The following is a 12,311-nucleotide window of genomic DNA, read 5'->3' as shown; positions in this document are numbered from 1 at the left end:
CCAGGGTGCTGCTGGCCTGGCCGGATATCCGCGAGGAGCGGCCTCAGCCCCCCAGGGCGTCCAGGTCGGCGCGGGTAGGGGCATAAGCGCCAGGGCGGGCACACGCGGCGGCAGCGGCCCGCAGGCCCAGACGCAGGTGCTCGGTCCACAGCGCCTGGGGGCGTTCGGTCGCGCCCACCAGCAGCCCGGCACACAGCGCGTCGCCCGCGCCGACCGTATCCGCGACCTGCACGGGGACGGCCGGCAGGTCCGCGCGGCCTGCGGGGTGGTACAGCGTCGCCCCCTGTGCGCCGCGCGTGATCACGATGGGGCAGCGGGCGTTCAGGCCGCGCAGGTGCCGCAGCGCGTCGGCCTCGGAGAGCGTGGGAAAGAAGAAGCGCAGGTCCTCGTCACTGAGTTTCAGCAGGTCGGCGTGGCGGGCCACCCTTCCGAACACCGCCGGGTAGTCGGGGTGGCGGTGCGTGCTGCGGGCATTGGGGTCGAAACTGATCTTGACGCCCGCCGCCCGCACCGTTTCGAGCATTCCCAGCAGCGTGTCCGCCAGCGGCCAGCGGCTCAGGCTGATGCCGCCCACGTGTAGCCAGCGGGCCGCCCCCGCCCAGCCTTCCGGGAGCCGGTCCGGGTCGAAGTGCAGGTCGGCGCTGTTCTCGCCCAGGAAGCGGTAGGCGGGCGGTGTCACGCGGTAGACCACCGCCAGCAGCGTCGGCTGGGGAAGTTGCTGGAGAAAGCGCAGGTCGAGGCCCGCCGCTTTACTCTCGCGGTGCAGGTCCTCCCCGAAATTGTCCTGGCCGACGGCCCCCGCAAAGGCGCTGGCCACCCCCAGCCGCGCGCAGGCCCGCGCGACGTTCCAGCCCGCCCCGCCCGGATGCGCGTGCCAGGTGTGGCCTCCGGCGGTCACGAGGTCGGTCAGCGCCTCTCCGGCACTCACGATCAGGGGCAGGGGTGAGGTCATGCCCGACAGCGTAAAGCTCCGCGTCCCGTCCCACAGCGGGTCCGGTTGTTCAACCTTTGAGTGACCTCGCCAGCCATGTTCCCGGCCCGCCTGCGCCACACTGCGGACGTGACCGACTCTGGCCCTTTCCGGCACCCCTTCCGGGCCTACACGCCCGCCGCGTACACCTTTCCGCTGCCGGAGGGCCACCGGTTTCCGGCCTACAAATACGCGGGCGTAGCGGAGCATCTGGCGGGCCTGCTGCCCGTGCTGGACACCCCGGCCCTGCGCTGGGCGGACGCCGCGCGCTTGCATGATCCCGCCTGGCTGCGGCGCTGGCGGCGCGGGGAGGTGACGGCCGCCGAGGAACGCGCCTTCGGGTTGCCCTGGAGCGCGGGCGTGGTCGAGCGTGCCCGGCGTGCGGCGGGCGGCAGCCTCGCGGCGCTGCACGACGCACTCGCACACGGCTGGGGCGCGAACCTGGCGGGTGGCACCCACCACGCCTTCCGCGACCGCGCCGAGGGCTTCTGCCTGGTGAACGACGCCGCGATCCTGACCCACCTCGCGCTGGAGGGGGGCCTGGCGCGGCGGGTGGCTATCCTCGATCTGGACGTGCATCAGGGCAACGGCACGGCGGCGCTGCTGGGCGCAGAGGCACGTGCCTTCACGCTCAGCATCCACGGCGAGCGCAACTACCCCTTTCGCAAGGAGGTCAGCAGTCTCGACCTGGGCCTGCCCGACGGGGTAACGGACGCCGAGTATCTGGCCGTGCTGCGTGGGCAGGCCCTTCCCGCGCTGGAGGCGTTCCGCCCGGACCTGCTGCTGTACCTTGCCGGGGTGGATGTGCTGGCCGGGGACCGCTTCGGCCGCTTCGCCCTCACGCTGGACGGAGTACGGGAGCGCAACCGCGCGGTGCTGACCTGGGCGCGCCGCGCGGGCGTCCCCGTCGTGACAATGCTGGCGGGCGGCTACAACCGCGACCCGGCGCTGACCGTCGCGGCCCACGCCAGCGTCGTGCAGGACGGCCTGGAAGTCTTCGCTTGAGCGGACCGGGCACGAACTTGGGAGGACCTTCACAAAGTGGGGGCTGAACGCTCGAACCTTGGACAAACTTTGTACAGTCTGGGCAGCTTTGCTCCCCCCTGTCTTTCCCCGTCTTCAGGAGTACGTCATGACTCTGCATATCTCCCCGCCCGCCACGACCGACCTCCTCTACCGCTCGCTGCGGCGGGGGGAAACCCTGTACTACGCGGGCGACCCCGCGCCCAGCCTCTACCGTCTGGACAGCGGCCTGCTGCGCGCCGTGCGCCTGACGCCCCAGGGCCGGACCCTGACGGTGCGGCATATCCGGCCCGGCGACGTTTTCGGTGAGGAAACCCTACACGGCCTGGTGCGCGGCCACCAGGTGAGCGCCCTGACCGACGCGACCCTGACGCCTCTGCATCCGCAGCACCTTGGGCAGGCCGAATTGTGGGAGATCACGCGCAGCCTCAGCACCCAGCTTCAGCGCATGATGACCGACGGCGTGCATATCCAGGACGGCGAGCTGCGCGAACGGATCGCCCGCTACCTGCTCAACCTCGCGGACAGCAGCCTGGGTGGGGCACACCGCGACGGCGTCCGCTATGTCCGCGCCACCCACGAACTGATTGCCGAGGGCACCGGCGCCACCCGCGAGAGCGTCAGCAAGCTGATTGGCGAGATGCGTGACGACGGCCTGCTCACCCCCGCCTACCGCTGCCTGACCCTGACCGACGAGGCGGGGTTGCGGGCGTTGAGCGGGTATCAGGCGTAAGGGATTCCCGGGAAAAGACCGCTCCTGCACCCACACCCCGTACCCCACAACCTAGAATGCCCCGCATGCGGATTCGCCTTGACCCCTGGCCTGTGGACACCTTCGACGGGCAACTGACCCTGAGTCCCTTCGCCGGGCTGGTCTTCAATGCCGAGATGGACCGCTGGGCGGCCCTGCCCACGCGCGGCGTGCCGGAGCGGGTGCGGCGTGTGCTGGTGGTGGACGGTAAGCCGCGCATGGAAGCCCGCCTGCTGCTCGACGACGAGGCCGGAACCCTGAGCGTGGCGGGTTTCGGGGCCTTCGTGGTGGGCGCCGTGGACCTCTGCCCGCACGGCACGCGCCGCGCCGAGTTGCAGGGCGTGGCGGCGCGGCGCGTGCTGGCCTACAGCGGCGATGCCCGGCTGGAGGCAGCCCGCCTCAGCCCCCGCAATCCGCACTCGGGCCGCCTGGAGTACGACCCGCATCCCTTCAGCGGCGCGCAGGTGGAAGGCGCGCGCAGCAAAATCCAGCGCCTGATGCTGGACGCCGAGCAGCAGATGAGCGCCGACCTCGCCTCGCCCCTGCCGCTGGACGAGACGGACCCCGACGCGCTGCCCGACACGCTGGTGCTGCAAGACGGCCCGGTGCGGATCGGTGAGGCGGGCCGCGCGGTGGTGGGCTACGTCAAGACGCTGCACACCGATTACCTCGGCGCGGACCGCATCGGTCTGCTGACCGAGCTGAAGCCGGGCGAGCGCACCCCGATCCTGCGCTTCACGCTGGGCGACCGGGGCGAGGGCGGCGAGGGCGGCCGCGAGCAGCGCTTTACCTGGTACGTGCGGCTGTGCGAGGCGCCCTTTTACCAGCACCCGCTGGCGGGCGTGATGCGCCTGGAAATGCACGCCCCGGAAGACAGCGAGTTCGTGCCGCGCGGCGTGCAGGACATCGCGGACCTTTCCGGCGCGCTGCTGTGCCGCCTCGCCAGCCAGCCGCACAAGGACCCGCGCGCGCCGCAGAACCTGATTCCCACCGCCGCGCTCGAACAGGCGATGGGCCGCGCGATGGGCAGCCCGGAACTGGTGACCCGGCGCATCCGCGCGCACCTCGCGCAGGAGTATGGCCGGGCGGTGGGCGCGTGACCGCATCTCCGCAGGGCGAGCGCCTCGGCATGGTGCTGGGCACCGAGGACGCCACGCCGGTCACCTTCTGGTTTGCCGTCAGCCCCGGCGCGAGCGTGCAGCTCGACGATCTGGTGGTGGTGCAGACCCGCAAACCCGACGGTGTGCCCGTGCGCTTTTACGGCATCGTGGATTCGGTCCGGACCCGGCACGAGGGCGTGACCTTCGACAGCGACGTGCAGGACGTGGTGGCGGGCCTGCTTCCCGCCAGCGTGAGCTACGCGGCGCGGGTGCTGGTGACGCGCGTGAACCCCGAGAACTTCATTCCGCCCCAGCCCGGCGACGAGGTGCGGCACGCCCGGGGCGACGACCTGCACATGGCCCTTAGTGCCGACAAGATGAAGGACGCGGCCTTTCCTGGCGGGCTGCTGGCCGACGGGCAGGTGCTGCCGCTGAACTACCGCTTCGTGAACGGCGAGAACGGCGGCCACATCAACATCAGCGGCATCTCGGGCGTGGCGACCAAGACCAGCTACGCGCTCTTCTTGCTGCACTCGATTTTCCGCAGCGGCGTGATGGGCACCCGGGCGCACGCGGGCCGCGCGCTGATCTTCAACGTGAAGGGCGAGGACCTGCTGTTTCTCGACCAGCCCAACCGCGAGGTGCAGGCCACCGAGGACGGCGTGCGGGCCGCCAAGAACCTGCCGCGCGGGCGCTACGACCTGCTGGGGCTGCCCATGACCCCCTTCCGCGACGTGCAGTTTCTCGCCCCGCCCCGGCCCGGCGGTCTGGGTGGCGGCGTCATCCTGCCCAACGTGGAGCAGCGCAGCAGCGGCGTGACGCCCTTCGTGTTCAGCCTGCGCGAGTTCTGCACCGGGCGGATGCTGCCCTACGCCTTCGCCGACCGCGACGCCTCGCTGAACCTGGGCTTCGTGATCGGCTCCATCGAGGACCGGCTCTCCCGCCTGGCCCAGGGGGACGACGCACCTTACCTCACCGTCGAGGACTGGAAACCCGACACCGACGTGATTCTCGACGAGAACGTGCGCTTCGGGGAGCTGGGTGAGGCCCGCATCGAGACCTTCGCGCAACTGGTGTCCTACCTCGAATACAAGCTGCTCGAGGAAAACGAGGGCGAGGGCGACCGCCGCTGGGTGGGCAAGCAGTCGCCCGCCACGCTGCAAGCCTTTATCCGCCGCCTGCGGGGCGTCCAGAAGCACCTCTCGCCGCTGATCCGGGGCGACCTGAGCGCCGAACAGACCCGCCTCTTCCGCCCCGACATTCTCCGCGAAGGCGTTCAGACCAGCGTAGTGGACATCCACAAGCTCGGCAGCCACGCCCAGATGTTCGTGGTGGGCGTGCTGCTGCGCGACCTCTTCGAGTACAAGGAGCGGATGGGGCGCAAGGACACTGTTTTCGTGGTGCTCGACGAGCTGAACAAGTACGCCCCGCGCGAGGGCGACAGCCCGATCAAGGACGTGTTGCTCGACATCGCCGAACGCGGGCGGTCCCTGGGCATCATCCTGATCGGCGCGCAGCAGACTGCCTCGGAGGTCGAGCGGCGCATCGTGTCCAACGCGGCCATCCGCGTGGTGGGTCGCCTGGACCTCGCGGAAGCCGAGCGGCCCGAATACCGCTTCCTGCCGCAGAGCTTCCGTGCCCGCGCGGGCATCCTCCAGCCCGGAACCATGCTGGTGAGTCAGCCAGACGTGCCCAACCCGGTGCTGGTCAATTACCCCTTTCCCGCCTGGGCCACCCGCTGGGACGAGGTGGCGGGGGAGGTCGGGCAGCAGGTGGAGGACGCCGGGAAGGACTGGCTGGGGCTGTAATACGGTTTCCGTCCAATCCGTTCTCAAATCGGGAAAGCGCCGCTTCGATAACTCCTTTCCCGGCAACCGTTTCTTTCCGGCTCGCTCCGCTCGGGTTGAACAGTGACAAAAACTGTTCAACCGGAATTCTTATAACGGGGGCTGTAGGCCCGGCTCCGCCCTCCCGTGTGAAGCTTTTCGGCAGGGGGGCGGCCCGTTTTCTTGTCCGGCGGCTGCCCAGAACAGGTCGAATGGGGGAGGAGGTGCCTCATGCCTGAGCAGGAAGAACCCACGAACGACACGCCGCAGCCCCCGGACAAGCAGCACCCGGACAACCAGAACCCGGACAACCAGAACCCGGACACGCAGACCCAGCATGGTCACTGGACGCCGGACGTGGCCGAGGCCGCCGACCGCGAGATGCGCGACCTGGCCGAAGAACCGCTGGACCTGCCCCCCGCGACCGAGGGGGTGGACAAGTCCCACCTGAGCGTGCCCCCCGAGCGGCACAACCGCAAACAGTAGCGCGGGCCGGCGGCGCGGATTACCCGTCTCCGCCCTTCCCCAGCCGCGTGCCGACCACCCGCACGATCTCACGCGCGCCCCGTTCGATCTGGGCCACCGTCAGCCCGCCGTAGCCGAGCAGCAGGGCATTCGGGGCCTGACCGCTGAAGGTGTAGCCCTCCAGCGTGGAAACGTGGACGCCCCGCCCCGCGAGGGTGGCCGCCACCTCCCCGGCCGGCAGGTGGGCCGGGAGGTGCAGGCAGGCGTGCAATCCCGCCTCGATGCCGCCCAGCACGGCGTCCGGGGCCAGGGGGGCGAGGGCGCGGGCCAGGGCCGCCTGCTGCTGTCCATGCCAGCGGCGGGCGCGGCGCACGTGCCGGTCGAGATGCCCTCCCAGCAGAAAATGGGTCAGGGCGGCCTGCGTGACCCGGTTCTGTCCGCCGTCCGCCAGCGCGCGGGCGCGGACCAGCGCCGGCACCAGCGCGGGCGGGGCCACCACGAAGCCCGTCCGCACGGCGGGCGTCAGCAGTTTGCTGAGGGTGCCCAGGTACAGCACCCGGCTGGCCGCCCCTTCCAGGCTCGCCAGCGGCGGCAGGGGCGGCGCGCCGTAACGGAATTCGCCGTCGTAATCGTCCTCCACGATCAGGGCGTCGTGCTGCTGCGCCCAGCGCAGGAGCGCGAGCCGCCGGGGCAGCGTCATGCGGACGCCCAGCGGGTACTGGTGGCTGGGCGTCACGACCACCAGCCGCGCCGGGGGCAGGTCGCCGGTGACCGGGCCGTCCCCGTCCACTGGCAGGGGCAAGACCTCCAGCCCGGCATCGAGCAGCACCTGCCGCGCGGCGCGGTAGCCGGGATTCTCGCTCAGCACGCGGCTGCTGGGCGGCAGCAGGCGGGCGATCAGGCCCAGGGCCATCAGGCTGCCCGAGGTCACCACCACCTGCCCCGCGTCCGTCCGCAGGCCCCGCGCCCGGCCCACGAAGGCGGCCAGCGCCGCGCGCAACTCCGGCTCGCCCGCCGGGTCGCCGTAGTCGCCGTCGGGCACCTGCCGCGCCGCTGCTGTCCAGGCGGCCCGCCAGGCCCGCAGGTCCAGCACGCGCGTTCCGGCGACACCGTGGCGAAAGTGGATGCCGGGAGCGGTCGCCGGCGCGTCCATCGGGGGCGGGCCGGGCAGGGACAGCCAGGCGGGCAGGTCGCCGGCCCCGCCGCGTTCGCCTCTGGCGGCCACTCCAGCCGCCACCCGGGTGCCGCTGCCGGGCCGCGCTTCCAGCGTGCCGTCGAGCAGGAGCGTCTCGAACGCCGCCGTGACCACGCCGCGCGTCACGCCCAGGGCCGCCGCCAGCGAGCGCGAACCGGGCAACACTGTCCCCGCCGGGAGGGTGCCCGCCAGGGCCGCTGCCCGGACCTGTGCGGCCAGTTGCATGTGGAGAGGCGCGGGGGCCGAGCGGTCCAGCGTCAGTGGAACGGGCAGCGCGTCAAGTGGACTGCTCATTCGTGCCCGTTCCGGCTCTGTCCTGGGGTCCAGCATGGCTCTAGCTTAGAAGCATGACGGCTGGAGTGTCACGGGGAGAGGCGCTGGGCGGCCCACCGTTTCTCCCTCATGGTGGGGCTGACCAGCAGCGGCCCCCACTTTGAAAAGGAATTTGAAAAGGAAAAGGAGCTGACATGACCGACTTTTACGATCCCCGCAGCCGTGACCCCGCGCTCAGCCGCCGCCCCCAGAATCGCAAAGGCGACGCCTGGATTCGCGCGCTGCTCGCCCGCGTCGGTGTAGGCCGGGTGGCGACCGTCTGGGCAGGCGAGGACGGCGAGGCCTTCCCCTTCATCACGCCGCTGGCCTTCGCGTACCGCCCGGAGACGCACGACCTCGTGTATCACACCAACGTCGTCGGGCGGCTGCGGGCCAACACGGCCCAGGGCCATCCCGCCACCTTCGAGGCGTCCGAGATCGGGGCGCTGCTGCCCAGCAACGATCCCCTCGAACTGTCGGTGCAGTACCGCAGCGTGGTCGCCTTCGGCACCGCCCGGCTGCTGACCGAGCCGGCGGAGGCGCGGGAGGCCCTGCGCGTCCTGTCCGAACGGCTGTTTCCGGGCCTCACCATCGGCCGACAGACGCGGCCCATCACGGCCGCCGACCTCGCGCGCACCAGTGTCTACTCGCTCGCCGTCGAACGTTGGAGCGGCAAGGAGAACTGGGCGGACGCCGCCGCGCAGACGCAGGACTGGCCCGCCCTGTCGCCGGAACAGCTGCGCCCCCGGCCCCTGGCGGAGACCCCGTGACCCGCCAGGACGTCTTCCAGATGGTGCTTCTGTCCGCCGTGTGGGGCGTCTCGTTCCTGCTGATCCGCCTGGGGGGGGAGGCGTTCCCGCCGCTGTGGGTGGCGCTGCTGCGCTCGGTGTTCGGGGTGCTGGTGCTGTGGCTGGCGCTGAAGCTGGGCCGGCACGCCCTGCCGCCGCTGCGGCTGTGGAAACCGCTGCTGCTGGTGGCGCTGCTGAACAACGTCGTGCCCTGGACGTTCTTCGCCTGGGGCGAGCAGACCGTCTCCAGCAACGTCGCGGCGGTCCTGAACGCGACCACGCCGCTGTTCAGCCTGCTGATCGGGCTGGGGCTGGGCGGCACGTCTGCGGGCACGCGGATGCTGCCGGGGGTCCTGCTGGGCTTCGGCGGGGTGGGGCTGACCGTGCTGGACGGCATGCACGGGGGGCACGCGACCCTGTTCGGCGTGCTGGTCATCGCGGCGGCCAGCCTGAGCTACGCCGCCGCGACAGCCGTCGCCAAGCGCACCCTGGGCGGCCTGAATCCCATCGGGCTGGCGACCACGCAGCTCGGCCTGTCCGTGCTGATGCTGCTTCCACCGACCCTGCTGGGCGCGCCCCCCGCGCGGGTCAATCTGGCCGCCTGGGCCGCCGTGCTGGTGCTGGGCGTGTTCGGCAGCGGCCTGGCGTACCTGCTGTACTACGGGCTGCTGGCGCGCATCTCGGCCACGCAGGTGCTGGCCGTCACCTACGTCCTGCCCGTCTGGGGCCTGTTCTGGGCGGCGGTGGCCGGGGAGCGTCCCACCTGGCTGTCGGGTGCCGGCGTGGCCGTGGTGCTGGCCGGCCTCCTGCTGATGAACGTCCCGGCCCGCCGTCCCCTGCCCGCCCGCGCGTGACGGACAGGCTGGACACCCCCACCCGTTTTCCTGCCCCGACCCCCTACACTGAACCCAGATTTCGAGGAGGCTTTTTCATGACCACAACCAACACCAACGCAAGCAAGTGGCTGGGTGCCGAGATGCGCTACGACTCCGGCGTCTACAACAAACACCAGGTCGTGATGGTCCGCGGCCAGGGCGCGACCGTCTGGGACGAGCAGGGCCGCGCCTATATCGACTGCGTGGCCGGGTACGGCGTGGCGAATATCGGCCACAGTCACCCCGACGTGGTCAAGGCCATCCAGGAACAGGCCGCACGCCTGATCGTGATGCCCCAGACCCTCCCCAACGACAAGCGCGCCGAGTTCCTGACCGAGCTGGTGGGGGTGCTGCCGCAGGGCCTGGACCGCGTCTTTCTGTGCAACAGCGGCACCGAGGCGATGGAGGCGGCCAAGAAGTTCGCCATCACCGCGACCGGACGCCAGCGGTTCGTGAGCATGCGGCGCGGCTTCTCGGGCCGCTCGCTGGGTGCCCTCGCCTTCACCTGGGAACCCAAGTACCGCGAGCCGTTCGGTGAAGCGGTGGACAACAAGAACGTGGACTTCGTGACCTACGGGAACATCGAGGAACTGCGCGCGGCCATCACCGACCAGACCGCCGCCGTGATCCTGGAACCCGTGCAGGGCGAGGGTGGCGTGCGGCCCGCCTCGCCCGAGTTCATCCAGGCGGCCCGCGAGCTGACCCGGGAAAAGGGCGCGCTCCTGATTCTCGACGAGATTCAGACCGGCTTCTGCCGCACCGGCAAGATGTTCGCCAGCGAGCACTTCGGCGTGGTGCCCGACGGCATGACGCTCGCCAAGGCGATGGCGGGCGGCATGCCCATCGGGGCCTTTGCCATGACGCAGGAGGTGGCCGACCGGATGCCCTCCGGCGGGCACGGCACCACCTTCGGCGGCAACCCGCTGGCGATGGCCGCCGGGGTCGCCGCCATCCGCGCCATGAAAAACGAGGGGATGGCCGAGCAGGCCCGCGAGAAGGGCGCGTACTTCATGGAGAAGCTGCGGGCCATCAACTCGCCCAAGATCCGCGAGGTTCGCGGCATGGGCCTGATGATCGGTGTGGAACTCAAGGAAAAGAGCGCCCCCTACATCTCGGCCCTGGAACACGAGGAAAGCGTGCTGACCCTGGCCGCCACGCCGCTGGTCGTGCGTTTCCTGCCGCCCGTCACCATCAGCCGGGAGCAGATCGATCAGGTCGTCGCCGCCTTCGAGCGCGTGCTGAACAGCGTCAACCCCCGTGAGGGACGCGCGGCGGAACTCGCGGCGCGGGAAGACAAGCAGACGGAGTAGGCGGGCGGAACGGGAGAGGCGGCGCGCGGTGGCAGGATTCGCGCGCCGCCTCTCCCGTGTTTAGAGCAGTGGGCAGGATGGAGGCACTGGGGGTGCTTTCCCCCAAGGGCCGTAATTCTGCCCACTGCTCCTGTTCAATTCACTCGCTTCGCTCGGTCAACGAATGCGGAAAAACACCGCATTCTTATGGCAAAGGCTTTAGCCCTCCGCCATTCGGCTGACGGTGCCTTCACCTGCCGGGTGTACCTTGACGCGGTATGTCTGCCGTCCCCGCCTCCGCATCTGAATCGATTCAAAGCCATCCGCCGTCGCGTGAGATCGCCGCCATCGCCGTCCCCGTCAGCCTGGAGATGGTGCTGCAACTCGTGCTGACCTTCGTGAACCAGGTGATCGTGGGCACGCTGGGGGCGGTGGCGGTCGCGGCGGTGGGTCTGTCGGGCAGCGTGAGTTTCATGTTCTTCGTGACGCTGGGGGCGCTGGGGTCGGGCACCTCCATCCTGGTGGCGCGGCGGGCGGGAGCTGGCGACCGCGCGGGCGTGAACGGCACGCTGACCGTTGCGCTGGCGGTCAGCGTGCTGCTGGCGGGCCTGGCGACCGTGCCGATCATCCTGGGGGCGGGGGGCCTGCTGCGCCTGGCGGGGGGTGCCCCCGACGTGACGACGGCCGCCGTGCCCTACATGCAGGTCAGCATGCTGTCGCTGGTGCCGGGCGTGGTGGGCTGGATTCTCAGCGGCGCGCTGCGGTCGCTGGGCCACGCGCGCACGCCGATGGTCGCCACGATGGTCACGGTGGTCGTCGAGAGCCTGGCGGCCCTGGGTCTGGTCTTCGGCGTCGGCCCGCTGCCCGAGCTGGGCGTGGTGGGGGCGGCCTGGGCGCTGGTGATCGCGCAGACGCTCAAGGCGCTGTTGCTCGCGGCGCTGGTGTACGGCCCGCGTCAGCTGGCGGCCTTCGCCCTGCCCAGGGCGGGGACGCGCCGGGCGGTGGCGCTGCCCCTGATCACCCTGTCGGCCCCGATCGGCTTTACCGAGTTCGTGTGGAGCCTGGGGGGCTTTATCTACGCCGCCGTGTTCGCGCGGGTGGGCACGCAGGCGCTGGCCGCCAGCCAGATCGTCGGGACGCTGGAGGGCATCTTTGTGGTGGGCAGCTTTGGCCTGATGAGCGCCGCCACCGTGCTGGTCGGGCGGGCGCTCGGCGCGGGCGACGGTCCCGGCGCGCGGGCGTGGCTGGGCCGCGTGAGCCGCGCGGGGCTGCTGACCGGCCTGGGCTTCGGCGTGTTGTTTGCCCTGAGTGCGCTGCTGCTGCCCCTGCTTTTTCCGGCGGTCGGGGCTGACGTGCGCTCTATTGCCCTGGGCGGCATCCTGATCAACGCCGCCGCGCAGGTGGTCAAGGTCCGCAACATGATCCTGGGCGGGGGGGCGCTGCCCAGCGTCGGGGACGGCAAGGGCGTCATCACGGGCGACGTGGTCGGCGCGTTCGTGGTGGGGCTGCCCCTCGCCATCTACCTGGGCCTGTACACCCCGCTGGGCGTATGGGGCGTGTTCCTGGCCCGCGTTCTCGACGAACTCGCCAAGATCAGCATTTTCGAGTGGCGGCGCCGCCGGGTGAACTGGGGGGCGCTGGCAGAGGCGCAGCGGGGCCAGGAGGCGGTGGCGGGGCACTGAGGAGGCCAGGGGTTGTGCGGGAGTCAGAGAAATAG

The 12,311-nt window shown here is 70.9% G+C and carries 11 protein-coding genes; 9 read left to right on the top strand and 2 right to left on the bottom strand.

Annotated features, from left to right (window positions below; translation table 11 throughout):
- Positions 1–43 precede the first annotated feature (43 nt).
- A complete protein-coding gene (locus tag DEIPH_RS15335; RefSeq protein ID WP_034359794.1) occupies positions 44–952 on the bottom strand; it encodes a carbohydrate kinase family protein in 909 nt (302 codons plus the stop codon).
- 75 nt (positions 953–1,027) lie between these two features.
- Here DEIPH_RS15335 and DEIPH_RS15330 point away from each other — a divergent pair, with 75 nt between their 5' ends.
- The 5 genes from DEIPH_RS15330 (at position 1,028) to DEIPH_RS15310 (ending at position 6,156) form a co-directional block, all read left to right on the top strand.
- Positions 1,028–1,975 (top strand): histone deacetylase family protein, encoded by a 948-nt coding sequence (locus DEIPH_RS15330; RefSeq protein WP_051517429.1) that lies wholly within the window; start codon positions 1,028–1,030, stop codon positions 1,973–1,975.
- A 127-nt stretch (positions 1,976–2,102) separates the two neighbouring features.
- A complete protein-coding gene (locus tag DEIPH_RS15325; protein ID WP_034359792.1) occupies positions 2,103–2,726 on the top strand; it encodes a cyclic nucleotide-binding domain-containing protein in 624 nt (207 codons plus the stop codon).
- A gap of 65 nt (positions 2,727–2,791) precedes the next feature.
- A complete protein-coding gene (locus DEIPH_RS15320; RefSeq protein WP_034359790.1) occupies positions 2,792–3,844 on the top strand; it encodes a DNA double-strand break repair nuclease NurA in 1,053 nt (350 codons plus the stop codon).
- Between the two features lie 29 nt (positions 3,845–3,873).
- Positions 3,874–5,652, top strand: a complete 1,779-nt coding sequence (locus tag DEIPH_RS15315; protein WP_051517435.1) for an ATP-binding protein — start codon at positions 3,874–3,876, stop codon at positions 5,650–5,652.
- A gap of 249 nt (positions 5,653–5,901) precedes the next feature.
- The gene (locus DEIPH_RS15310; RefSeq protein ID WP_034359787.1) at positions 5,902–6,156 is read left to right on the top strand and encodes a hypothetical protein; all 255 of its coding nucleotides are present in this window, start codon (positions 5,902–5,904) and stop codon (positions 6,154–6,156) included.
- Positions 6,157–6,175: 19 nt separating this feature from the next.
- Here the strand turns inward: DEIPH_RS15310 and pdxR are convergent, their stop codons facing one another.
- On the bottom strand, positions 6,176–7,660 hold the full coding sequence (gene pdxR, locus DEIPH_RS15305; protein WP_051517428.1) for a MocR-like pyridoxine biosynthesis transcription factor PdxR: 1,485 nt from the start codon (positions 7,658–7,660) through the stop codon (positions 6,176–6,178).
- 137 nt (positions 7,661–7,797) lie between these two features.
- Here pdxR and DEIPH_RS15300 point away from each other — a divergent pair, with 137 nt between their 5' ends.
- From DEIPH_RS15300 to DEIPH_RS15285, 4 genes are all read left to right on the top strand, one after another.
- Positions 7,798–8,412 (top strand): pyridoxamine 5'-phosphate oxidase family protein, encoded by a 615-nt coding sequence (locus tag DEIPH_RS15300; protein ID WP_034359782.1) that lies wholly within the window; start codon positions 7,798–7,800, stop codon positions 8,410–8,412.
- Positions 8,409–9,284, top strand: coding sequence for a DMT family transporter (locus tag DEIPH_RS15295; RefSeq protein WP_034359781.1), 876 nt, complete (start codon positions 8,409–8,411; stop codon positions 9,282–9,284). The genes DEIPH_RS15300 and DEIPH_RS15295 overlap by 4 nt, the downstream gene beginning before the upstream one ends.
- Positions 9,285–9,361: 77 nt before the next feature.
- The gene (locus DEIPH_RS15290) at positions 9,362–10,615 is read left to right on the top strand and encodes an aspartate aminotransferase family protein (RefSeq protein ID WP_034359779.1); all 1,254 of its coding nucleotides are present in this window, start codon (positions 9,362–9,364) and stop codon (positions 10,613–10,615) included.
- A 257-nt stretch (positions 10,616–10,872) separates the two neighbouring features.
- The gene (locus DEIPH_RS15285) at positions 10,873–12,276 is read left to right on the top strand and encodes an MATE family efflux transporter (protein WP_034359777.1); all 1,404 of its coding nucleotides are present in this window, start codon (positions 10,873–10,875) and stop codon (positions 12,274–12,276) included.
- The last annotated feature ends 35 nt before the right edge of the window (positions 12,277–12,311 follow it).

Origin of the sequence: Deinococcus phoenicis, from assembly GCF_000599865.1 — a bacterium.
In the GTDB taxonomy this organism is placed as follows: domain Bacteria; phylum Deinococcota; class Deinococci; order Deinococcales; family Deinococcaceae; genus Deinococcus; species Deinococcus phoenicis.
Note: the sequence above shows the minus strand (reverse complement) of the source record. Positions and strands in the feature narration are given on the sequence as shown.